Genomic DNA, 25,815 nt, shown 5'->3' on the forward strand with positions numbered 1-25,815 from the left:
TATAAAGAGAGGTAAAAAATGATAACAATAGGAATATGTGATGATGAGTTAGACGTTAGAATGGATATAAAAAACGCTATACTAAATACAATGATAGATAAAGACATAGAGTATCAAGTCAAAGAATTTAGCAATGGTGAAGATGTTATAAAATATATAGAATTAGATAATGAAATAGATATACTTTTTTTAGATATACAAATGGATGGGTTGGATGGTATGGAAACTGCTCGTAAACTAAGAGAATATGATAGAACAACTGAGATAATATTTGTAACATCAATAGGAGAAAAAATAAGTGAAGCTTTTGAGGTAAGAGCATTTAGATTTATAAAAAAGCCAATACAACATGAAGTTATAGAAAAAAATCTAAAAGAGTGTGTGGTAGAAGTAGCCAAGAAAAGAGGCTGCTTTTTAAAAATAAAGACCGATAATGGATTTAAGAAAGTATATAGTAGAGATCTAATATATATAGAAGCAATTAATAAAAAAATAAAACTATGCACAAAAGAGGGAGATTTAGAATGTAGAGGTAACTTAAATGATATTGTATCTAACTTTGAAAAACAATTATTTATACAATGTCATAGGAGTTATATTGTAAATATGATATATATTGAAGAGATTTACAATAGGGATATAATTATGGAAAATGGAGCTAGAATACCTATTAGCAGAAATAAATATAAAGAAGTAGTGGATAAATACTTCTGGTCAATAGGAGAGGATATATAATGGATGTATTAATTGGTGAGTGTATTAATTTGATTTGTATAATATTCTCGATATCTATATTAAACTGGGTAGTTGGATATAGGAAATATAGCGATATAGATTTTTTGAAAAATATAGTTATTCAGGCGACTATAATAATAGTCTTATATGTAGCATCAAGGTATATCAGCATATGGAATATAGCTATTTTAGATAATAATATAAGCCAACATTCTGCATTATCGTTTGATTTAATAGAGATTATCAAGAGTATGAGAATATCTAAGGAAAAAGCGATTTGGATTATAAGTAATATAGTTATAATGATAGGAATTAGTTATATATATTCAAAAGTATATAAATTAGAATGGAAAAAGTTTACTTTTTTATATATACTAACAGGACAATATATAAGTATGATTGAGAACTCTTTTTTATCAAGATTTTTATTTACATTTGAAAATGGAGTAAGCATGTCAAGTCCACTTTCTTTAAAATTTGAATTGCATGACTGGAATATATTTAATATAAAAATAATAATTATAGCAATAATAATTTGGATAAGTGTAATAATATTAGACAAATTAATAGATAGACTTTTAAAGAATAAAATTTATAGGTATTCAATAAATATAATTATGCTAAATTTTGTTTACATAGTATTAATGCAATATGTAATAAAGACAGAAAAATATGGAATAAATCGTTCAGAATTGTATATTATTATTACAGAAATAATACCTATGTTTACTATAATATCTACAGTAATAATTCTTTATATAATTCTTGAGATAAAAAAACAAAGTGAAGAAAAAGTAAAAGAAAAAGAAATGTATACTAGACTTGAATCTAAAAATGATTACTATGAAAAATTAGAAAAATCTCAAGAAGATATTAGACGCTTATATCATGATATGAACAATCATCTTTATGCTATAAAAAATATGAATAAAAATAAATCAGATTCTTTAGAGTATATAGAAAGTATACAAAATGAATTAAATAAAGCTAATAAAATTAAAGCAAGTGGAAATGCTATTTTTGATATAATTGTAGACGAAAAAATGAAGATTTGTGAGAATAAAGGGATAGAGTTTATTTTAGATCTAGATTCTAAAAATACAGGATTTATAGAAAATATAGATATGTCTAGTATTTTAGGAAATATACTGGATAATGCAATAGAAGCCTGTGATAAAATTGAAAATAGTAGAAAGTATATAAATTTAAAATCTATGTGGGCTAAAAATATGTTTGTTTTTATTTGTGAAAATAGTAAAGAAAATGATGTTAAAAAAGTAGAAGGACGATATATTACAAGTAAAAATGATAAATCAAAACATGGTATAGGGATAAAAAGTGTTGAAGCTTCTGTAAAGAAATATAATGGAAAAATGAATATCTCTTGTGATGAAAATACATTTAGAATAAAGGTGGTTATCCCCAAAAATTAGGTTTATAAGCTCTGTAAATAAAAAGAGTATTTGTATCAAATTATTGATATGAATACTCTTATTTTTTTGTTTTAATCTTGTAAAGATAAAAAGATTGCCATTCACTCCATATTTAATACCACTCGTCAAAATCTATTGTTTATGAATTTTAAAAATGTTATTTTATAAAAAAGGAGAGTGATTGTTATGAAAATATATAGAAAATTATCTTCTTTATATATGAAGAAGAACAAATCAAGAACTTTGATGATGTTTATCATGGTAATAGCTACAGTTGCATTTATGATTTCTATGGATATGATTGAAGTATCTCAAACATATAATAGAATGGAAGCATTTAAAAAGTCTTATGGAGATTATCATTGTGAGTATGTAGATATTAGCAAAGAAAAGTTAGAAAAGGTAGAAAATGATAATAGAGTAGGATACAAGGACAATGTACAAAACTTAGGATTTTTAATAAATAAAGAAAATGGAACAAGAGTAGAATTAAAATCATTTAATGGAGAAAATGATAATCCTATGAATTTCTTTGATAGAAAGGCACAGGTGTTGGAAGGAAGAAAGCCTAAAAATAACGGCGAAATAGTATTAGATGAAGAAAGTGCTAAAAATTTGGGAGTATCAGGTAACCCAATAGGAAAGACAATATCTTTTGAGCTTAGAAAAGAATACACTCTACCAAGTGGTGAGAAAAAGTTATATTCAGAAAATAAGAGTTTTAAAGTAGTTGGAACAGTAAAAAGGACGTATAAAGAAGCAAGGACTATAAGTAGTTCAAGTACAGGTGCTGAGCAAAAAAGAGGAATTTCTTATACATACGGAGATTTTGAAGGGAAAAGTATAATACCACAGGAAGCATTAACATATGATATTATACTTAGATTTAAAGGAAATGAATTGGTTGCTAGTAATAAAGTAGATAAATTAGTAAATGATTACAATCTTGGAAGACTAACAATAAATGCAAATTCAAATTATTTATCAGAATTATTTTCTATTAATGATTTAAAAAGTGTAAAAGAGATAAATCAAAATAATATAGTTTTGATAATAACAGTTATACTTTTAGTATTTAATATGATGAATATAATATGGAGTGAATATCTTAGAGAAATAAGTATGCTAAGACTTATTGGAGCAAGGAAAAGAGATATAAGATTTATGGTAGTATATCAATCTATACTTCTTGCAGTATTTGGAACAATTATAGGAATTGTATTAGGGATTGGTATAACAAAATTAGGATTAATTATTTTTAAAGATCCTTTATTGAACGAGATAGGAATTAGTCCTAATCTACACATTGATAAAGATGTAATTATGAAAACAGCAAATATATCTATATTTGCAATAGTATTAGCTACAATAATTCCAGTTATTAGAATTGGTAGAGTAGGATGTATGGAAGCTATATCTAACTCTACAAAACACAAAAAAAGAGAAAAGCAATCTAAAATAGGAAAGTTTATTCAAGATAAATTCGGAATATTTAGATATATGGGAATTAGAAATCTTTGGATTAAAAAGACTAGAACTCTTGTATCAATACTTACAATAACACTTTGTGGATATTTAATAATGTATACTTTTTCTAGTATAGAAGAAGAGGTAAATGATAAGATAAGAACAATATATTATAAATATGATGTAGAAACTTCTATAGGTATAGCAAATGACCCAGAAACATACAAAATACCGGATGAAAAAATAGAAAAAATAAGAAAGATGGATGGAGTAAAAGTAGTAAATCCATCATATAATGCGACATCTACATTTGTAGCAGATAAGAAAAATGTTGAAAAAGCATTTATAGATTATTACGGTTTAGAAGGTGACAAAAAAGTAGAATGTGAAAATCATCTTAGATTTTATAGTAATCAAGGATTAAAGAAATATGTTGAACCATATATGCTAGATGGAAAGACTGCTGAAGAATTAGAAACAAAAACTGATGGATATATAAATGTGGCTGTTTACAATAGTTTTTATGATATGATAAAAACTAGTACTCAGAAAAAGATATTTAAAGATTTAAAACAAGGGGATATAATCGATATTGGTGTAAAATACCATAATGGAGATAAAATAGAAAAGAAAAATGTAAAAGTAAGAGTAGCAGCTATTTTAGAACCTGATTGGATGTCTTATGGTGATGCACTAATGCCATATAAATTTGAGGTTATAACATCTGAAGATAATATGAAAGAACTTTTAGGATTTAAAGCATATAATAACTTGACTGTAGATTATGAAAGTTTTGAAAATGAAAAAGCAAATCGTAAAGTAGAAGAATATATAACACAAAATATACCAGGAAGTATAGCTTTAAAAGTAGGTTTTGCCAATATTCAGAATAATTCTAAAAAAGAAGTGTTCAGAAAAAGCATGATAAACATAACTTTAGTACTTATGATTGCAGCAATAAGTATATTCTGTACAGTTAAATCTAACTTAATGGAAAGAAGAAAAGAGATATTTACAATGAGAGCTTTAGGAATGTCTGCTAAAGATATGAATAGTATGAATATGTTCGAAGCAATAACATATGCAGTATTAAGTATAGTATCTGGAATAGCCTTAGCAACATACAAACTTGTAAAATATGTTGAGTGGAACAATAATGCATATACAAACTTTGGTATAGAGCATTTTATGGACTTTACATTCCCATATCCACAGGCGATAATATTTGCAGTTGTTACACTAGCTACTTGTATAATAGCAGTAAAATTAGCGAATAGAGATTTCAAGAATAAAGAAATATCAGATGGTATGAGAGATATAGATTCATAAACTTACCATTCAGGACGTTTTTCCTACCATTCAGGACAAATCTATTGTTTTTAGTTAATTAGAATGTTATTTTAAAGACAAGAAAAGGGAAGAAGATTAAAGATAACAAATTCTTAAATTGGATATATTAACTGAATTGAAAAGATTGAAAATAGCAGCCTGCACACAAAACAAAAGAAAAAATAAAAAATATTTGGTAGAGGATACTATTTGATATTCTAATTTAGTTCAGATTTATATATAAAATAATTAAAAAATAGGAGGAACGAAAAATGTCTGAAGTAAAAGAAAGTAAAAAAATAAAAATAGAGGAAAAGATAGAATTAAAAGAAATAGAAATGCAGGCAGATCCTTGTAAAAATAATAATGGTCAAAATTGCAGATATGATTGCTGTAGAGATTGTTATGATGGCAGTGCATATCTATCACCAAAAATGTAATAAAATAAATTGAATAAAAAATAAATAACCAATAGGGAGATTAAGTTTTAATCTCCCTATTTTATCAAAATATAAAAGAAAGGGGGAATTGTATTATGAGAATATACAGAAAATTATCTCTTTTATATATGAAGAAGAATAAATCAAGAACAGTTATGATGTTTGCAATAGTAATAGCAACAGTAGCATTTATGTTATCTATAGATATGATTAAAATTTCTCAAGCATATAATAAGGTTGAAGCATATAAAAAAGCATACGGAGATTATCATGTTGAACATGTAGATATTAGTAAAGAAAAGTTAGAAAAGGTAGAAAATGATGATAGAGTAGGATACAGGGACAATGTACAAAACTTAGGATTTTTAATAAATAAAGAAAATGGAACAAGAGTAGAATTAAAATCATTTAATGGAGAAAATGATAATTCAAAGAATTATTTTGATAGAAAAGGTCAGATTCTTAAAGGAAATAAACCTAAAGATAATAATGAAATAGTCCTAGATGAAGAAAGTGCTAAGAATTTAGGTGTATCAGAAAATCCTATAGGAAAGACAATTTCTTTTGAACTTAGAAAAAAGTATAATCTTCCTAATGGAGAGGAAAGATTATACTCTGAAAATAAAAAATTCAAGGTTGTTGGAATTGTAGAAAGAGAGTATAAGGGATTAAATAGTAGTCTTGCTGGAAAAGTTGAACAAGAAAGAGGAATAAGTTATACATATGGTGATTTTAGAGGAAAAAATATAATACCCAAAGAAGCAATAACATATGATGTAATACTTAGATTTACAGGAAATGAATTATTAGCTGGTAAAAAAATAGAATATTTAATGATGGATTTGAAATTAGGCAGAATGTCTGTAAATCCAAACGGTAATTACTTATCAGCAATGTATTCAATAAATGATTTAAGAGATTTAGAAAATATTAATAAGAATAATTTAATTTTAATATTAACAGTCATACTTTTAGTATTTAATATGTTAAATATAATTTGGGGTGAATATCTAAGAGAAATAAGTATGTTAAGACTTATTGGAGCAAGAAAAAGAGATATAAGATTAATGGTAGTATATCAATCAACTTTACTTGCTATAATAGGAACTACAGTAGGAATAATTGTTGGGTTAGGTATTACAGAAATAGGAATAAATGTATTTAAAGATACAACACTAGAATTAGCCCAATTAAAACCTAAAATGCATATAGACTTAGATGTAATATCAAAAACAATCACTATATCAGTATTAGCAATAGTGTTAGCTACAATAATTCCGGTTATAAAAATAGGAAGAGTTGGATGTATAGAAGCAGTAACAAACTCTTTAAAAACTAAAAATAAAGGAAAACAATCAAAAGTAGGAAACTTTATTCAAAATAGATTAGGAATATACAGATATATGGGAGTTAGAAATCTTTGGCTTAAAAAAACAAGAACCCTTGTATCAATTCTAACCATTTCACTTTGTGGATATCTAATAATATATACTTTTTCAAGTATGCAAGGTGAAGTAGATGATAAAATAAGAAGAATATACTATAAATATGATATGGAATTTAAACCAGGAATTTCTAATGATGTAGAGGCGTTTAAAATCTCTGATGACAAAATAGAAAAAATAAAAAGTATAGATGGCATTAAAAAAACAAGCGCTTCTTTTAATGCAGATACTACATTTATTGAAGAAAAAAATAATATAAACAAAATTTTTATGGATTATTATGGAATAAAAGAAAGTGAAAAAGTTGAATTTGAAAGTTATCTTAGATTTTTGGATAATGAAGATATACAAGAAAAAGTAGAACCATATATGTTGGAAGGAAAAAAATCTAAAGATATATTAGGAAAAACAGATGGATATATAAATGTAGCTGTATTTAATAGTTTTTACGATGTTACAAAAACAAATACTTACCACAGTATATATAAAAATTTAAAGGTAGGGGATATCATTGATATAGGTGTAAATTATCATAATGGAGATAAAATAGAAAAAAGAAATGTAAAAGTTAGAGTAGGAGCTATTCTTAAAGATGACTGGCAATCTTATGGAGATTCTCTTTCTCCAGATAAATTTGAAGTTATAACATCTGAAGATAGTATGAAAGAGTTATTAGGATTTAAAGCATATAATAATCTTACTGTAGATTATAAAGATATTGATAATTTAGCAGAAAATAGAAAAATAGAAAAATATGCAAGAAAAAATATACCAGGTGCTGTTATTTTAAAAGAAAGTTTTTATAATGATCAAAAACAAGCAAATAAAAATATATTTAGAGAAAGTATGATAAATATAACACTAATACTTATGATAGCAGCGATAAGTATATTCTGTACAGTTAAATCAAACCTTCTAGAAAGAAGAAAAGAGATATTTACAATGAGAGCATTGGGAATGTCTGCTAAGGATATGAGTAGAATGAATATGTGGGAATCAATGACATATGCTTTATTGAGTGTATTATCTGGAATAGGATTAGCTACATATGCACTTTTCAAATTTGTTGAGTGGAACAATAACGCATATACAAACTTTGGTATAGAACATTTTATGGACTTTACATTCCCATATCCACAGGCGATAATATTCGCTGTTGTTACATTAGCTACTTGTATAATAGCAGTAAAATTAGCAAACAGAGATTTTAAGAATAAAGAAATATCAGATGGTATGAGAGATATAGATTCATAAACTTACCATTCGGGACGTTTTTCCTACCGTTCAGACCAAATCTATTGTTTTTAGTTAAAGATAATGTTATTTTAAAGACAAGAAACTTAAAGAAAAAACTTCTTAACTATGATATATTAACTGAATTAAATAAATTGATAATAGCAGCCTGTACACAGAAGAAAATAAAAAAAATAATGGGATTTGGCAGAGGATACTATTTGAAATTATATTTTAGTTTAGTATTTATATAAATATAAAAACTTAGGAGGAATAAAAAATGCCTGAATTAAAAGAAAGCAAAAAAATAAAAATATAGGAAAAGATAGAACTTAAAGAAATAGAAATGCAGTCAAATCCTTGTAAAAATAGTCAAAACCGGTCTTGTAGATATGATTGCTGTATAGATTGTTTAGTTGGTGGAAACCAAACACCATATCAGTCAGCTAAATATTAGATAGTAAAGTATTAAAATAAAAAATTAAATAACAATTGTATAAAAAGGAGATTAAATTTAATCTCCTTTTTATATAAATAATTAAATTTATATAAAGATTAAAAAGGAAAGGAGTGAAATGTTATGAAAATATATAGAAAACTATCGGCTTTATATATGAAAAAGAACAAATCAAGAACTTTAATGATGTTCATAATGGTAATAGCTACAGTTGCATTTATGATTTCAATAGATATGATTAAAGTTTCTCAAACATATAATAGAATGGAAGCCTTTAAACTAGCTTACGGCGATTATCATAGTGAATACGTAGATATTAGTAAAGATAAATTAGAAAAAGTAGCAAATGATAATAGAGTGGGATACAGGGATACTGTACAAAACTTAGGATTTTTAACAAATAAAGACAATGGAACAATAGGAGAATTAAAATCATTTAATGGAGAAAATGATAATCATAAGAATTATTTTGAGAGAAAAGCACAGGTACTAAAAGGAAATGAACCTAAAAATAATAATGAAATAATACTAGACGAGGAAAGTATAAAAAATTTTGAAATAGTTGGAGATCCAATAGGTCAGACAATATCTTTAGAACTTAGAAAAGAATATACTCTACCTAGTGGTGAGAAAAAATTATACTTAGAAAATAAAACATTTAAGGTAGTTGGAGTAGTAAAAAGAACTTACAAAGATATAAAAAATATGAGTAGTACAGATGTTGGAGCTGAACAAAAGAGAGGTATAGCTTATACATATGGAGATTTTAATGGACAGAGCATAATACCAAAAGAAGCATTAACATATGATATCATACTTAGGTTTAAAGGAAATGAACTAGTTGCCAGTAATAAAATGGAACAATTAGTAAATGACTATAGCCTAGGAAGAATGACTATAAATCCAAATTCAAATTATATATCAGAATTAATGTCTATTAATGATTTAAAAAGTGTAAAAGAGATAAATCCAAATAATATAGTTTTAATAATAACAGTTATACTTTTAGTATTTAATATGATGAATATAATCTGGAGTGAATATCTTAGAGAGATAAGTATGTTAAGACTTATTGGAGCAAGAAAAAGGGACATAAGATTTATGGTTGTGTATCAATCTGTACTTCTTGCTGTATTTGGTACAATTATAGGGATTGTATTAGGACTTGGTATAACAAAATTAGGATTAGTTACATTTAAAGATATGGTATTAGATGCAGTAGGAATTAGTCCTAGCGTACATATTGATCAAGATGTAATTATGAAAACTGTAAAAGTATCAGTATTAGCGATAATATTGGCTACAATAGTTCCAGTTATCAAAATTGGTAGAGTAGGATGTATGGAAGCTATCTCCAATTCTACAAAACACAAAAGAAAAGAAAAACAATCTAAAATAGGTAAGTTTATCCAAGATAAGCTTGGAATATTTAGATATATGGGAATTAGAAATCTTTGGATTAAAAAAACTAGAACTCTTGTATCAATACTTACAATAACACTTTGTGGATATTTAATAATGTATACTTTTTCTGATATGCAGGATGAATTAAATGATAAAATAAGAAGAATATACTATAAAAATGATATAACAGTATGTGGTGGAATTGCAAACGATGAAGAAAGATTTAGAATAGAAGATAATAAAATAGATAAAATAAAAAATATGGATGGAGTAAAAGGGGTTAAACCTACATACGATGCAACTACAACATTTGTGACAGATAAGAAAAATATTGAAAAAGCATTTATAGATTACTATGGTTTAGAAGGTGATAAAAAAATAGAATCTGAAAATTATATTAGATTTTATGATAATCAAGGATTAAAGAAATATGTTGAACCATATATGCTAGATGGAAAAACTGCTAAAGAGTTAGAAACAAAAACTGATGGATATATAAATGTGGCTGTGTACAATAGTTTTTATGATATGATTAAAACTCATACTCAGAAAAAGATATTTAAAGATTTAAAACAAGGGGATATAATCGATATTAGTGTAAAATACCATAATGGAGATAAAATAGAAAAAAGAGATGTTAAGGTAAGAGTTGCTGCTGTTCTTAAACCGGATTGGCAATCTTATGGTGATGCAAAAATGCCATATAAGTTTGAGGTTATAACATCTGAAGATAATATGAAAGAACTTTTAGGATTTAAGGCATATAATAATCTTGCTGTAGATTATAAAGATATGGAAAATATAGAAGCAAATAGCAAAGTAGAAGAATATGTAACACAAAATATACCTGGAAGTATAACTTTAAAAACAGGATTTGTTAATATTCAAAAGCAAGAAACTAAAAATATATTTAGAGAAAGTGTTATAAATATAATCCTAGTGCTTATGATTGCAGCTATAAGTATATTCTGTACAGTTAAATCAAACCTTCTAGAAAGAAGAAAAGAAATGTTTACAATGAGAGCATTGGGAATGTCTGCTAAGGATATGAATAAAATGAATATGTGGGAATCAATGACATATGCTTTATTGAGTGTAGTATCTGGAATAGGATTAGCTACATATGCACTTTTCAAATTTGTTGAGTGGAACAATAATGCATATACAAACTTTGGAATAGAACATTTTATGGACTTTACATTCCCATATCCACAAGCGATAATATTCGCTGTTGTTACATTAGCTACTTGTATAATAGCAGTAAAATTAGCTAATAGAGATTTTAAGAATAAAGAAATATCAGATGGTATGAGAGATATAGATTCATAAACTTACCATTCAGGACGTTTTTCCTACCGTTCAGACCAAATCTATTGTTTTTAAATATTTAAAGTGATAATTTAAACATATAGATATATATATATCAACAATACTTATATAGAAAGGAAAATCCGTTATGAAAGATTTAAATTTAGTGGAAAGCTTAGAAGTTTGTAATTTAAAAAAATACTATGGTAAAGATGAAAGTCTTGTTAGAGCTGTAGATGGAATTGATTTAAAAATAGAAAAAGGGAAATTTACTTCTATAATCGGAGCTTCTGGTTCTGGAAAGAGTACATTACTTCATTGTATGGCAGGATTAGACAAACCAACAAGTGGAGAAGTAAAGCTTGGAACAAAAAGTCTATATGATTACAATGATAACGAACTATCAAAAATAAGACGTAAAAAATTTGGATTTATATTCCAGAGCTTCAATCTTATACCAGTAATAAATGTATACGATAATATTGTACTACCAATACTTTTAGATGGTGGAAAAGAGGATAAAGCATATATAGATAGGATAATAAAAGCTGTGGGACTTACAGATCAGATAAAAAAATTCCCAAATGAGTTATCAGGAGGGCAGCAGCAGAGGGTTGCAATAGCTAGAGCACTTTCAAACAAACCTGCTATAATATTTGCCGATGAACCAACTGGTAATCTAGATTCAAAGACTACTCAAGAGGTTATGGATCTTTTAAGTGATACAGTAAAGGAATTTAAACGGACATTGGTTATGATAACACACAATCAAGAAATAGCTGAAACTGCTGATAGAATAATAACTATAAGCGATGGAAAGATAATAAAGGATACAAATGATTTAAAGGAAAATAAATAGTATTCAAAACATAGAATAAAAAGTTTGTAAAAACTGAAAAATGGGCGAGGAAAATAACTTCCTTCGCCCATTTTTTAGTTTAAAATCTCTATCAGAGAGTATAAGTCAGTAATTATTAAGTAGCTTAAATTAGTTTAACGACTTTAAAAAAAATAAGTGATAATATATAATTAAATATATATGAAATAAAGAAAAAGTAAGGGTGTAATCCTTAATTTAAACATATTATACGAGGAGTGATAAATTTGAAATCAGTAAATGATGCGATATTGTCCCCTAATATGGAATATGGAATCAATGAAGATATCGTAGTCTATGATGGAAGATTTTGTGTATATTTAGATAAAAAATATAAATGTAATGGAAAGATATTTTTAAAACCATCTTCTCCATCAGCGATAACATTTAAAGCTAGAATAGTATCGACAGCAGATGATAGTTTAGAAGAGTGCAGTTTGGACGATGCTGTTTTAGAGATACATGGATACAAACTTTCATCGGCGACAATAAGAAGAATAAACGAAACATCAGTAGAGGGATATATTAACAATGATTGTATAAAGTCTAAAAATTCTTATGTAAGCTATATAGATTTTGATTTATTAAATATAGATAAAATACCCGGAAAGCTTATAAAGACAAAAGAAAAAGTATTTGCAGGTAGATTAGAGTTTGAGCTAAATGGATATTTAATAACGATTGATAAAAGGTACGACTACAGAAGAGAGTTTTACGAAGAGCTTATCGAAAAATCAGGTACAGTTACAACTCATGTAGGTAGGATAAGAAAGAAAGATGGGACATTGTTTAAGACAAATAATATAATGGGGCTTTTAGATAGGATTTGTACAGCCTTTAGTTTTGCTTGTGGAAGATATGTATCTTTTTCAGGTATAAGGGGATATCAGGATGAAAACGAGGTTTACAGAGCTTGGAATAGTGGAATGGTAACGCCGTTTACATTTTTACCTACTTGGACAGATACGCTTACAAATTATAGAAATTATGAAAAGTATTTATCTCTTATGTGTAGGAGATTGGAGGATTTCTACTATGGTCCAGCTATTAAAAATGCTGTAGATTGGTATATAGAGTCTTTAAATAACTTAACTATGGATAATGATATAATATCTGTTCAAATAGCGCTAGAGTCGCTATCTTATGTCGTATTAGTGGAAAAAACTAAGACGCTTACAGATACAGAGTTTGATAAGAATTCAGCTTCTAAAAATATAAGGATGTTACTTCAAATCTGCAATATTCCATTTGGAGGAGATGAGATGGAGATTTTCTCGGATGAAATAAGAGAAGAATTTGCAGATGGTATAGATCTTATAAGTTATTACAGAAATAAGATTGTCCATCCAAGTAAGAGAAGAAACAAGGTATTTTTATCTGCTGAAGATATTTGGAATATACTTGTAATAGGTATTCATTATATAGAATTGGCGATATTATATATAATTGGGTACAAGGGAGAGTATTCAAACAGACTAAAAGAAAGGTCTTTTGGAGAAGTAGAAGTTGTTCCGTGGAATTAAATTTACAAAAAGATTTAAAAATGAAAGATGATGTAAAAATAAAGTCAATTATTTTAAAAGTTCAAAAAATATGTTGACTTTATTTTTATTCTGGTATAGAATAATAAACATAACAAAGCAGAGTAAATAATCAGATAAAGCGAAGAAGAAAAATAGTAGATAGTAAAGTCTTTTCAGAGAGATTTCGGTTGGTGTGAGAAATCAAGAACTAATTATCGAACACATCTCAGAGCATAGCACCGAGAAAGAAAGTTCATGTAGGCTGCTACGGTAGTACCCGTTATCGTACAAGGGTATCGTCTTTTAATAAGACTGTACTCTATGAGGCTAGTATCGTGAGGTACTAGTGAAGAGAGGTGGAACCACGGAATTAATACTCCCGTCCTCTAGCTTAGCTAGAGTGCGGGAGTTTTTATTTACCTAAAAATAGAAACTGCTTGAATGAAAGTGGAGTTAAATCTGAGAATTATCACAAGAAAGGTTTTCTGAATATTTGCATAACTGCAAGAATAAAAAATATAATTACAGGAGGAAACGAAAATGAAAAAATTATTAAGAAAAGTGATGGTAGTATTTGCAGCAATGGTAATGGTATTAGGGATGACAGCTTGTTCATCAAAAGATAGTGGAAGTGCAGATAACAAGGTAATCGTAGGATTTGACAACACATTTGTACCTATGGGATTTTTAGATGAAGATGGAAATACAGTAGGATTTGACGTTGATTTAGCAAAAGAAACATTTAAAAGATTGGGAATGGAAGTAGAGTTCCAGCCAATAGATTGGTCAATGAAAGAAACAGAGTTAAACAGTGGTAACGTGGATGTTTTATGGAATGGATATTCATTAAGCCCAGAAAGAAAGAAAATAGTTTCTTATTCAGATCCATATCTTCAGAACAAACAGATAATAGTTACAATGGCGGATTCAAATATAAATAAGAAAGCTGATTTAGCAGGAAAAGAAGTAGGAACTCAGCAGGAATCAACAGCTCAGGCTGCAGTAGAAGCAGATACAGAGTTTGTAAGTTCACTAAAAGGTGGAGCACCAGTTCTTTACGATACTTATGATAAAGCTCTTAGAGACTTAGAGATAGGAAGAACTTCAGCAGTAGCAGGAGATGAAGTTTTAATAAGATACTATATGTCACAGAAAGGTGAAGATAAATATAAAGTACTAGAAGAAAACTTCGGATTAGAAGATTATGTAGTAGCATTTGCAAAAGACAACACAGAATTAAGAGATAAGGTAAATGATACATTAAAAGAAATAAAAGATGATGGAACATTTGACGAAATATATGCAAAATGGTTCAAATAAGATACATTTAAGGGAATAGTTAAATATAGAAGCAAATTATATAAAATAAAGGGAATAGATTTATTGATTAATTAAGGAAATAAAGCAGTGAAGGAGAATGAGAATTATGATAGAAGGTATAAAAATAGTCGTAGCGCTATTTGCAATAACATTAGTACTTTCAATTCCAGCTGGGATTGGAGTAGCTCTTTTAAGAATTTCAAAAAACGTAATAATAAGAAAGGTGACATCTTTTTATATACTTATAATGAGAGGTACTCCACTTCTTCTTCAGATGATAGTTATATTCTATGGGCTTCCACTTATAGGAATAACATTTGATAGATTTACAGCAGGAGCGGTTGCATTCTTCTTCAATTATACAGCGTATTTTGCAGAGATATTTAGAGGGGGAATACAATCAATAGACAAAGGTCAGTACGAAGCAGCTTATGTTTTAGGATTTGATAAAGTTTCAATGTATAAAAGAATAATACTTCCTCAGGTTGTAAAAAGAGTATTAGCGCCTGTATCAAATGAAGTAATAACACTTGTAAAAGATACTTCTCTTGTATACATATTAGGTCTAAACGATATATTAAGAATATCTCAGATAGCGATGAACAGAGAAGGAAGCTTAATGCCACTTGCATGGGCAGGTTTAATCTACTTAGTATTCATAGCAATTCTTACAAAAGTATTTGAAAAACTTGAAAAGAGATATTCTTACTATAATTAAGAGTTTTGATATTGAACTTACGGTTTAGAGCTTAATTTCAACTAGGAGGAATGCAAAATGATAGAGGTTATAAATTTAAAGAAAAAATTTAAAGATACAGAAGTTTTAAAAGATATTTCATTTGATGTAAAGGACGGAGAGATAGCTGTTGTAGTTGGAAAATCTGGAGCAGGTAAAACAACTCTTATGAGATGTATAAATGGATTAGAAGATTTTGATTCTGGAGAGCTTGTGTTAAATGGAGAGTCTATTAAAAATAACAACGACATGAAGAAAGTAAGAGGGAAAATTGGAATGGTATTTCAAAACTTCAACCTATTTCCTCACATGACAGTTATAGAAAATATAATAGAAGCTCCTGTAAATGTATTTGGAGAGAATAAAGAAGAAGCTTTGAAAAAGGCAAATGATCTTTTAAAAATGGTAGACCTAGCAGACAAAGGCGATAATTATCCTTTCCAACTATCAGGTGGTCAACAACAGAGAGTTGCAATAGCTAGAGCTTGTGCATTAAAACCAGATGTAATATGTTTTGATGAACCTACTTCAGCACTAGATCCTGAGTCTATACAAAATGTAATAGATGTTATAAAAAAATTAAAAGAAAACGGAATGGCTATAATAATAGTTACTCATGATATTGGATTCTGTGATGTAATAGCTGATAAGATAATTAGGTTAGAAGCGGGAATTATAAAAGAAGTAAAAAATAATAATAAATAAAATATAAAAAATAAGGGAGAGGTAGCGGTTGTTATTTCTCTCTTTTTTTGTCGGTTGAACGGCTTAAATTTAACATTTGAAGCTAAAAAGAATTGAATAAAATATTCATTTCCTATAAAATTAGATATGGACTATAAAAATAGACTATATAATGGGAGGACGTAATGGAAGGAATAAAAATATTTTCAGATAGTACTTGCGACTTACCTATAGAAGAGGTAAATAGAATGAATATAGGTATAATTCCTCTAACAATAAACTTTGGTGAGGAAGTATACAAAGAAGGTATAGATATAACTACAAAAGAAATATTAGAAACAGTGAAGAAGACAGGAGAACTACCTAAGACAGCATCTCCTTCTCCAGCAGAATTCTACGCAGCATTTGAGCCGTATGTAGAAAAAGGAGATACTATAATATACATAGGACTTTCTTCAAAATTATCTTCTACAGTTGCAAATGCTATGATAGCAAAGAATATGTTCGATAATAACGAAAACATACATATAATAGACTCTTTAAATCTATGTGGAGCAATAGGTGGATTAGTTAGAAACACTTATAATTTATTAGAAGAAGGAAATTCTGTTGAAGACACAATAGCTGAGATAGAAAAAGTTCTTCATCACTACAAATTATTCTTCACAATGGATAAGTTAGATTATCTTTATAAAGGTGGAAGATGTAGTGGAATGCAGTTTATATTAGGTAGCACTTTTGGAGTTAAGCCTATAATAGAAATGACTACAGAAGGTCTTAATGTTTGGAAAAAGACTAGAGGTAAGAAAAAAGCTATAGAAATGATGCTTGAAGAAGCTGAAAGAGATAAAGATAGAATATACAATGATGAGATTCATGTAGCTGCTATAACAGGTAGTGAAAAAGAATTAGAAGGTATAAAAGAACAGCTTACAAAAAGAACAGGAATAACTAAATTCCATGAATACAGCGTTGGATGCACAATAGCTAGTCACTGTGGAGATGGGACAGTAGGATTTGGATATTTCTTAAAAGAAAATTAAAAAGTAAGGGCATGAGTATAACTACTCTGTGCTCCAGGCTTCAACGCCCCACACCGTTTATGTAACACATTTAGCGGTTGTGGGGCGTTTGCAGTATTGTCGTTATAAAGCAGTTATATCTCATGCCCTCAGTTTGTTTACTTGTTTTTAAGAAATATACAAATCAAACTGTATTTAAATGGGATACTTGAAAAATAAAAAAGACTGTTGCAATTTTTGCAACAGTCTTTGAGTTTGCTTTTTAATTAGTCATTTAAAGTGTATGCATTAGCATATTTTTCTCTTAATTCAGCAACTTTGTCTTCGTAAGCTTTTAGCTGTTTTATCTGAGCTAATTTACCTAGTATTTCGTCTTTTACTTCTTCGAATTTAGATACACCAGCTTCGTGACGTTCTTCAACTTTTATTAAGTGATATCCGAATGAAGTTTTAACTGGTTCAGATAATTCACCTTCGTTCATGCTGAATACTGCTTCTTCGAATTCAGGAACCATCTGTCCTTTTCCGAATAAACCAAGATCTCCACCCTGCATGTTAGATGGGCAATCAGAGTAGTCCATAGCAGCCTGTTCAAATGTTTTTTCTCCAGCTTTTATTTCTTCAGCTATTTCTTTAGCTCTTTTTTCAGCAGCTTCGAAAGCAGCTTCATCGTCAGCTTTTATAAGTATATGTCTAGCTTTAGCCATTTCGTCAACTTTGAATTCATCCTGATGTTCATCGTAGTAAGCTTTAGCTTCTTCTTCTGTTGGCATAGCAGCCATGAATAACTGATTTAAAGCATGCTGTTTTAACATGTTTATAGTTACCTGTTCCATTAAAGCTTTGAATTCTTCAGTTTCATCAACTTTGTTGTCTTTTGCTTCTAAGTAGAATAATTCCTGGTTTACAAGGTCTTCTAATAATCTTTTTTTACCTTCTTCACTCTGGAACCGCATCTGCTGCTGTGGATGCATTGATTTTACAGCGTTATCTAAGTCTATGTTAGATATTTCTCTACCATTTATAGTGGCTAATACTTTTCTTTCCATGATAAATTTTCCTTCTTTCTTTAAATAAAATTTATTTCTATCTCTAATGATAACAGAAAAAAATGATTTTGTCTAACTAATAAAATAAAATTGTTAGTAGAAGATAGTGAGTGCTAACAATAGTAAAAATGACATAATTCCTACGACACCTTCATCATTCTTTTTCTTGAAAACTTCTCTATAAGAAAAGTACAAATAAACGCATATAGAGAATATTTTAAAGTAGAAAATAGGTATGTTTTTAGGGAATAGCACAAAACTGAAAAGTGAAACAACAAAGGCTACAATGGTACTAGCTCTGTAATAAAACATCATAGATGATTTTTTCTCTTCATCAGCCTTGAAAAATCTAATTACAAAAAGTATAAAATATATTCCGGCAAATAGAAAATAGCTTAAAAATAATATGTATTCTAATTTTCTACTGGAAATAACATTCCATTTGTACCACATAATTGGCCAAAAGCACAGTGTTAGTAATCTAAAATAGTGCTCAAAAAAATTGTCAGATTCTAAAAGTTTGTTCATATCAAATAATTCCTCTCCTAAAAAATAAAGAGTTGCTTTTGTATAACAGAAAGGCTCCTGCTAAAAAGCAGAAGCCTGAATTTCTAAAAATTATCTGTTGTTGTTTGTAACTACTATTGCCATTTTAGCTTCTGCATTGTAGCTTACCTGTATTAGCTGGTTTCTTCTTATATGTTCAAGATCTTCCCCACCGTAACGTATTTCTAATTTGATAGGTTTTTTACCCTGTTTGATTATTGCAACATAGTTGTTTTTGTCTCTTTTTTCAAGAGATACTAAAGTACCGACATATGGTGTGAAAGTCTGATATTTTTCAGCCTGTTTTCTTATAACAAAGAATGAAATTACAGCTATTGCTATGTTTATTCCGAATGTTATCCAACCATTTATGTGAAGATATATACCTCCAAATAATACTATTAGCATTATTACTACAGGTACTATAGTTTTCTTTAATATTATTTTACCTAATATTTCGTTGGCTTTTTTCTCTGGGCCAGACATAGTTTTAGATCTTGCGAATGATTCTGCAAATCTCTGTTTTAAACTCATACTTTTCCTCCTATAAAATTATAATTAAGTGATAATAACAATATTCTGCTTGTTCAAGAATTTTTATTTATAATATAAATTGTTATATTTCTGTCATTAGATATAATAAAGCAAAATACACTTATAATTCTAACATAAAGTTTCAAAAAAATAAATAACATAGAAAAGAAAAAAACTATAAATTTATTAAGATTGAAAAATTTTTTTAAGGGTATTAAAATTAAAATAAAATAGTTAAAAAATAATAGAATGGGAGAAAGATAAATGACAAAATTAGATGAAATATTAAGGGACAACAGAGAATTTGTAGAGTCGAAAGGATATGAAAATTTTTCGACTTCAAAGAAACCAAATAGAAAGATTGTAATACTTTCTTGTATGGATACAAGACTTACTTCGCTTTTACCAAGTGCGATGAATATAAAAAATGGTGATGTTAAGCTTATAAAAAATGCAGGTGCGGTTGTAACACATCCATTTGGAAGTACAATGAGAAGTATAATTGTATCTATATGCGAGTTTGATGTAGATGAGGTAATGGTTGTAGGACATTACGAATGTGGTATGTGTAATGAAAATACAGATGAAATGATTGAAAAGATAAAAGAAAAAGGAATATCTGAAGAGGTAATAGATACTCTAGAAAAAGCTGGAATAGATTTAAAGAAATGGCTGCATGGATTTGATTCAGTTGAACAGTCTATAGTAGACACAGTAAAAACTATAAAAGAACATCCATTAATGCCAAAAGATATAAAGGTTCATGGTCTTGCTATGGATCCATCTACTGGAAAAATAGATGTAATTGTAAACGGATATGAACAGTAAATATTAAAAAGTTTGGAAGTGAGTTTGTTGAATAAAGAAAATTTAGAAGAATGTATTTTTAGTGTAATAGGTTATTCTGGAATGGCAAAATATTACGCATCGGAAGCTATAAAAAGTGCTAAAAATGGAGATTTTAAAGAAGCAGAGGAGTTTTTAAAAAAATCGGATGATGAGTTTTCAAAGGCGCAGGATGCAGAAGGGGCTTTGGCTAAAATAGGAGATAAGAAATCTAAGGAATGTGGAGAGCTTGTATTGATTCATTCTCAAGACCATTTCATGGGTACAATGACATATAGAGAGTTAGCAAAAGAAATGGTTGATATGTGTAGAAAATATAGCGATATGGAAAAAAGTTTAATTGAAAGAATTGAAAAACTTGAAAAAGGTCAGTAATTTTATACAGTAAAGAGATAAAATAATATATAAAGATATAAAATGGCGGTTATGCAAATAGCATAGCTGCTTTTTTGCGTATAAACATAAAATTTTAATGAAGTATTTACTTTTGATTAAGAAAATATAATTAGTCAACTAATGATATTTGATATTTGTAGAATTATAAATATTTATTAAAAATTTAATTTTATTTTTTATAAAGAAAGGTTTTCATAAATAAAACATAATAAAAAAGGTGAAATTAATATGAAAAGTTATAAAAAATTATTGTATATTAAAATGAATTGATATACTATAATAGTTAGCCAACTAATTAAATTATTTTAAGGAGGTGTAGTTATGAAAGATGAATGTCAGATTAATTCTGGAGATTTTGAGGATAAGCTTACGACGACATTGATGAGACTTTTTAGGGCTCACTTTAATCTTACTGATGAGCATTTAAAGAGAGAAGGACTTCATCATGGACAACCATATATAATAATTTCTTTATACCACAATGATGGGCAGAGCTTGAAAGAGCTTACAGCTTGTAGAAATGTAAAGGCATCTACAACAACGACTATGGTATCTAGGATGGAAAAACTAGGATTAGTAAAAAAAGTTGCAGATGAAAAAGACCGGAGAAAGACAAGAGTTTTTTTAACGGAAAAAGGAAGAGAAAAGTACAATTCTATAATAAAGGTAAATAACGAATTAGATGAAATATGTTTTGAAGGATTTTCTGATGAGCAAAAGTTATTAACAAAAATGCTTTTGAAAAAGATAATTGAAAACATAAACAAACATAGCTAAATAAATACGAAAACTAAACTAATAATAAACTAAAATATTTAAATATACTAAACTAAAAAATATAACAACTCTAAAATAAAGAAAATCGAAAGGAAAATGATTATGCTGAAAATAATGAAATACTTAAAAAAATCAGCAGTATCAGTAGTAGCTATAATAATTTTACTTTTAGTACAAGCGTTATGTGATATATCACTACCAGACTACACATCAAAGATAGTGAATGTCGGAATACAGCAGGGTGGTATAGAAAATGCAGTACCAGAAGTTATAAAAGAAAGTGAATTAAAAAGACTGTTTATGTTTGTCGACGATGATGAACAAAATACTGTTGAAGACGCATATACATTAGTAAAATCTGGAGATACTAGCGATGAAAATTATGACGAATACGTTGAAAAATATCCAAAACTAGAAACAGAAAATGTATATGTATTAAAAGAAATAGATAAAGAAAAAAATGAAAAATTAAACGAAATCCTTGGTAAGCCAGAAATGGCACTTCTTGCTATCGAAAAAGATGGAGAAGAAAGTAAAAAAATAAAAGAAAATATTTTAAAAATGATGCCTCCACAGGCAGCAATGGTTATGAAGGATAAATCTCTTATAGAGATAATGGGAACTATGCCTGAAGAGCAGTTGGATTCTATGAGAAAAGAGATGTTTAAAAAATTTGACTCTATGCCGGATAGTATAATAACTCAGAGTGCCATTGCATATGTAAATAACGAGTACAAAAGCATAGGAATTGATTTAGATAACCTACAAAATAAATATATCCTAAAATCTGGTGGACAGATGCTAGGAATAGCTATTTTAAGTATGTTTGTAACAATAATAGTTACTTATTTAGCAGCTAAGGTAGCAGCTACACTTGGTAAAACACTTAGAAATAATGTTTATGAAAAAGTTATGTCATTCTCAAATGAAGAGATGAAAAAATTCTCGACAGCGTCTTTAATAACTAGAAGTACAAACGATATACAGCAGATTCAGATGATGATGGTCATGATACTTAGATTTATATTCTACGCTCCAATGATGGCTATGATGGGTGTATTTAAAGTTATAAATACAAACGTATCTATGAGCTGGATAATAGGTGTAGCAGTACTTTGTATAGTATTCTTACTTGGAATATTATTTACATTTGTAATGCCTAAGTTCAAACTAGTTCAGGATCTTGTGGATAGATTAAACTTAGTTTCTAGAGAAATAATAACAGGTATAATGCCGATAAGAGCATTTAGTAATCAGAAACACGAAGAAGAAAGATTTGACAAGGCAAATGGTGACCTTACTAAGGTAAATATATTTGTAAATAGAATAATGTCTTGCATGATGCCAGCTATGATGCTTGTAATGAACTTAATAGCAGTTCTTATAGTTTACAAGGGGACTTATAGTATAGATGCAGGTACTATGCAGGTTGGAGATATGATGGCATTTATTCAGTATACTATGCAGATAATAATGTCATTCCTTGTAATAGCTATGATGTCTGTTATGATTCCTAGAGCTTCAGTTTCTGCAGGACGTATATGTGAAGTAATAGAAACAGAACCAACTATAGAAGATCCTAAGAGTGCAAAAGAATTCTCTGGAAATAAAAAGGGTGTTGTTGAATTTAAAAATGTTTCATTCAAATATCCAGATGCAGAAGAAGAAATATTATCAGATATATCATTTACTGCTAAACCTGGAGAAACTACAGCATTTATAGGAAGTACAGGTAGTGGTAAGTCTACATTAATAAACTTAATACCTAGATTCTTTGATGTAACAGAAGGACAGATTTTAGTAGATGGTGTAGATATAAGAGAAGTAACTCAGAAGGATTTAAGAGATAAGATTGGTTATGTTCCTCAGAAAGGAATATTATTTACAGGAACAATAGCATCTAACTTGAGATACGGAAATCCTGATGCTACAGATGAGCAGATAAGAGAAGCTGCTGAAATAGCACAGGCTACAGAATTTATAGATTCAAAACCAGAAGGATTTGATACTAAGATTGCTCAGGGTGGTACAAACGTATCTGGTGGGCAGAAACAGAGATTATCTATAGCTAGAGCAATAGCTAAGGATCCTGAAATTTATATATTTGATGATAGTTTCTCAGCGCTAGATTTAAAAACTGATGCAGCTTTAAGAAAAGCTCTTAAAAAGAAAACTGGAAACAGTACAGTTTTAATAGTTGCACAGAGAATAAGTACAATCCTACATGCAGAACAGATTATTGTTTTAGATGAAGGAAAAGTAATAGGAAAAGGAACACACGAAGAGCTTCTAAAAACTTGTGAAGTATATAAACAGATAGCTCTATCACAACTTTCAAAGGAGGAGCTAGGAAATGAGTAATAGTGATATGAAAAAAATGCCAGGCGGTCCGATGAAAGGTGGGCCAATGGGACGTGGACCGATGGGGCATGGACATGGTGGAGCTGCTATGGGCGAAAAAGCAAATGACTTTAAAGGTACTATGAAGCAGCTTATGAAATATATGTCAGAATATAAAGTAGCTCTTATTGCAGTACTATTATTTGCAATAGGAAGTACAGTATTTTCAATAGTTGGACCTAAGATATTAGGTAAAGCTACTACAAAGATATTTGAAGGCTTAATGGCAAAGGTATCTGGTACAGGTGGAATAGACTTTGGTGCTATAGAAAAGATACTTTTAATATTGGTATGCCTTTACATAGTAAGTGCTCTGTTCTCATTTATTCAGGGATATATAATGAGTGGAATTTCTCAGAAAATATCTTATGAAATGAGAAATCAGATATCAGAAAAAATAAATAGAATGCCAATGAAGTATTTCGATACTAAGACACATGGTGAGATACTTTCTAGAATAACAAACGACGTAGATACACTTGGAATGAGTTTAAATCAGAGTTTAACTCAGCTTATAACATCTGTAACAACTATGGTTGGTGTACTTATAATGATGCTTTCTATAAGTTGGATAATGACTTTAGCAGCACTTGTTATAATTCCACTATCAATGTTTGCAGTTAGAAAAGTTGTTGGAAGATCACAGAAATATTTCAAAAAACAGCAGAGATTTTTAGGGCATGTTAATGGTCTTGTTGAAGAAAACTACGGTGGACATCAGATAGTTAGGGTATTCAACAAAGAAGAAGAGGTAACAGAAGAATTTAATAAATTAAATGATGAACTTTACGATTCTGCTTGGAGATCTCAGTTCTTATCAGGTATGATGCAGCCACTTATGGCATTTATAGGGAACTTAGGATATGTTATGGTTTCTATACTTGGTGGATGGTTAGCTATAAGAAAGACTATAGAAGTTGGGGATATACAGTCATTCATACAGTATGTTAGAAACTTTACTCAGCCTATAAATCAGCTTGCTCAGGTAGCAAACCAGTTACAGTCTACAGCTGCAGCAGCTGAAAGGGTATTTGAATTCTTAGATGAAGAAGAGGAAGACCAGACAGTTATAAATCCTGCAGATGCAAATGATATAAAAGGTAATATAGAATTTGAACATGTAAACTTCGGATATAAAGCAAATAAAACTATAATAAATGATTTCTCTGTAAATGTTAAAAAAGGTCAGAAAATAGCTATAGTTGGACCAACAGGAGCAGGAAAAACTACAATAGTTAAACTTCTTATGAGATTCTACGATGTAAATAGTGGAGCTATAAAAATAGATGGACACGATATTAGAAACTTTAACCGTTCAGAGCTTAGAGAAGCATTTGGTATGGTTTTACAGGATACTTGGTTATTCAATGGAACAATAAAAGAAAATATAAGATATGGAAAATTGGATGCAACTGATGAAGAAGTAGTTGAAGCTGCAAAATCTGCTAATGTACATCATTTTATAAAAACTTTAAATGATGGATACAATATGGTTTTAGATGAAGAGGCAAGCAATGTTTCACAGGGACAGAAACAGCTTCTTACAATAGCAAGAGCAATACTTGCGGATCCTAAAATTTTAATACTAGATGAAGCAACTAGTTCAGTTGATACCAGAACAGAACTTCTTATACAGAAAGCTATGGATAATTTAATGGAAGGAAGAACAAGCTTTATAATTGCACATAGACTATCTACAATTAAAGATGCAGATATGATTCTTGTGATGAATGAAGGGGATATAGTTGAACAGGGAAGCCACGAAGAGTTATTGGCAAAAGATGGTTTCTATGCTAAGCTATACAATTCTCAGTTTGAAGATGACGAAGCTATGTAAGTTTAATTTACGTAATA

19 protein-coding genes and 1 other annotated feature are annotated in these 25,815 nt (G+C 28.8%); of the genes, 17 read left to right on the forward strand and 2 right to left on the reverse strand.

Annotation, left to right across the window (positions count from 1 at the left end; translation table 11 throughout):
• The first annotated feature begins 18 nt into the window (after window positions 1–18).
• The 12 genes from ACK2WN_RS04870 (at window position 19) to ACK2WN_RS04925 (ending at window position 17,434) form a co-directional block, all read left to right on the forward strand.
• Complete coding sequence (locus tag ACK2WN_RS04870) at window positions 19–735, forward strand: LytR/AlgR family response regulator transcription factor (RefSeq protein WP_118548395.1); 717 nt, start codon at window positions 19–21, stop codon at window positions 733–735.
• Window positions 735–2,168, forward strand: a complete 1,434-nt coding sequence (locus tag ACK2WN_RS04875; protein ID WP_416154973.1) for an ATP-binding protein — start codon at window positions 735–737, stop codon at window positions 2,166–2,168. The genes ACK2WN_RS04870 and ACK2WN_RS04875 overlap by 1 nt, the downstream gene beginning before the upstream one ends.
• 186 nt (window positions 2,169–2,354) lie before the next feature.
• A complete protein-coding gene (locus ACK2WN_RS04880; protein WP_416154974.1) occupies window positions 2,355–4,964 on the forward strand; it encodes an ABC transporter permease in 2,610 nt (869 codons plus the stop codon).
• A 272-nt stretch (window positions 4,965–5,236) separates the two neighbouring features.
• Window positions 5,237–5,404 carry a hypothetical protein gene (locus ACK2WN_RS04885; RefSeq protein WP_201416995.1) on the forward strand — a complete coding sequence of 56 codons (168 nt, stop codon included), beginning with the start codon at window positions 5,237–5,239 and terminating at the stop codon, window positions 5,402–5,404.
• Between the two features lie 95 nt (window positions 5,405–5,499).
• On the forward strand, window positions 5,500–8,103 hold the full coding sequence (locus tag ACK2WN_RS04890; protein WP_416154975.1) for an ABC transporter permease: 2,604 nt from the start codon (window positions 5,500–5,502) through the stop codon (window positions 8,101–8,103).
• A 559-nt stretch (window positions 8,104–8,662) separates the two neighbouring features.
• Window positions 8,663–11,272: an ABC transporter permease gene (locus ACK2WN_RS04895; RefSeq protein WP_416154976.1), complete on the forward strand. Its 2,610-nt coding sequence runs from the start codon at window positions 8,663–8,665 to the stop codon at window positions 11,270–11,272.
• A 127-nt stretch (window positions 11,273–11,399) separates the two neighbouring features.
• A complete protein-coding gene (locus tag ACK2WN_RS04900) occupies window positions 11,400–12,110 on the forward strand; it encodes an ABC transporter ATP-binding protein (protein WP_201416996.1) in 711 nt (236 codons plus the stop codon).
• Window positions 12,111–12,346: 236 nt separating this feature from the next.
• Entirely contained in the window at window positions 12,347–13,651 is a 1,305-nt protein-coding gene (locus tag ACK2WN_RS04905) for a hypothetical protein (protein ID WP_300529689.1), read from the forward strand.
• 133 nt (window positions 13,652–13,784) lie between these two features.
• Window positions 13,785–14,041: a binding site (T-box leader), on the forward strand.
• Between the two features lie 198 nt (window positions 14,042–14,239).
• Window positions 14,240–14,971, forward strand: a complete 732-nt coding sequence (locus ACK2WN_RS04910; RefSeq protein WP_416154988.1) for an amino acid ABC transporter substrate-binding protein — start codon at window positions 14,240–14,242, stop codon at window positions 14,969–14,971.
• 106 nt (window positions 14,972–15,077) lie between these two features.
• The gene (locus ACK2WN_RS04915) at window positions 15,078–15,689 is read left to right on the forward strand and encodes an amino acid ABC transporter permease (RefSeq protein ID WP_040410219.1); all 612 of its coding nucleotides are present in this window, start codon (window positions 15,078–15,080) and stop codon (window positions 15,687–15,689) included.
• A 57-nt stretch (window positions 15,690–15,746) separates the two neighbouring features.
• Window positions 15,747–16,412: an amino acid ABC transporter ATP-binding protein gene (locus ACK2WN_RS04920; RefSeq protein ID WP_330000317.1), complete on the forward strand. Its 666-nt coding sequence runs from the start codon at window positions 15,747–15,749 to the stop codon at window positions 16,410–16,412.
• A gap of 164 nt (window positions 16,413–16,576) precedes the next feature.
• Window positions 16,577–17,434, forward strand: a complete 858-nt coding sequence (locus tag ACK2WN_RS04925; protein WP_416154977.1) for a DegV family protein — start codon at window positions 16,577–16,579, stop codon at window positions 17,432–17,434.
• 245 nt (window positions 17,435–17,679) lie between these two features.
• Here ACK2WN_RS04925 and ACK2WN_RS04930 read toward each other — a convergent pair whose 3' ends face one another.
• Window positions 17,680–18,462: a peptidylprolyl isomerase gene (locus ACK2WN_RS04930; RefSeq protein WP_300529680.1), complete on the reverse strand. Its 783-nt coding sequence runs from the start codon at window positions 18,460–18,462 to the stop codon at window positions 17,680–17,682.
• Between the two features lie 618 nt (window positions 18,463–19,080).
• On the reverse strand, window positions 19,081–19,542 hold the full coding sequence (locus ACK2WN_RS04935; RefSeq protein WP_118548386.1) for a hypothetical protein: 462 nt from the start codon (window positions 19,540–19,542) through the stop codon (window positions 19,081–19,083).
• Window positions 19,543–19,806: 264 nt separating this feature from the next.
• Here ACK2WN_RS04935 and ACK2WN_RS04940 point away from each other — a divergent pair, with 264 nt between their 5' ends.
• From ACK2WN_RS04940 to ACK2WN_RS04960, 5 genes are all read left to right on the forward strand, one after another.
• Window positions 19,807–20,370, forward strand: coding sequence for a beta-class carbonic anhydrase (locus ACK2WN_RS04940; RefSeq protein ID WP_416154978.1), 564 nt, complete (start codon window positions 19,807–19,809; stop codon window positions 20,368–20,370).
• 27 nt (window positions 20,371–20,397) lie between these two features.
• The gene (locus ACK2WN_RS04945; RefSeq protein ID WP_416154979.1) at window positions 20,398–20,763 is read left to right on the forward strand and encodes a PTS lactose/cellobiose transporter subunit IIA; all 366 of its coding nucleotides are present in this window, start codon (window positions 20,398–20,400) and stop codon (window positions 20,761–20,763) included.
• A gap of 342 nt (window positions 20,764–21,105) precedes the next feature.
• Window positions 21,106–21,561, forward strand: a complete 456-nt coding sequence (locus ACK2WN_RS04950) for a MarR family winged helix-turn-helix transcriptional regulator (protein WP_416154980.1) — start codon at window positions 21,106–21,108, stop codon at window positions 21,559–21,561.
• Window positions 21,562–21,663: 102 nt separating this feature from the next.
• Window positions 21,664–23,922 carry an ABC transporter ATP-binding protein gene (locus tag ACK2WN_RS04955; protein ID WP_416154981.1) on the forward strand — a complete coding sequence of 753 codons (2,259 nt, stop codon included), beginning with the start codon at window positions 21,664–21,666 and terminating at the stop codon, window positions 23,920–23,922.
• Window positions 23,915–25,798 carry an ABC transporter ATP-binding protein gene (locus ACK2WN_RS04960; RefSeq protein WP_416154982.1) on the forward strand — a complete coding sequence of 628 codons (1,884 nt, stop codon included), beginning with the start codon at window positions 23,915–23,917 and terminating at the stop codon, window positions 25,796–25,798. The genes ACK2WN_RS04955 and ACK2WN_RS04960 overlap by 8 nt, the downstream gene beginning before the upstream one ends.
• Window positions 25,799–25,815 lie beyond the last annotated feature (17 nt).

The organism is Peptacetobacter sp. AB800, from assembly GCF_047807365.1.
In the GTDB taxonomy this organism is placed as follows: domain Bacteria; phylum Bacillota; class Clostridia; order Peptostreptococcales; family Peptostreptococcaceae; genus Peptacetobacter.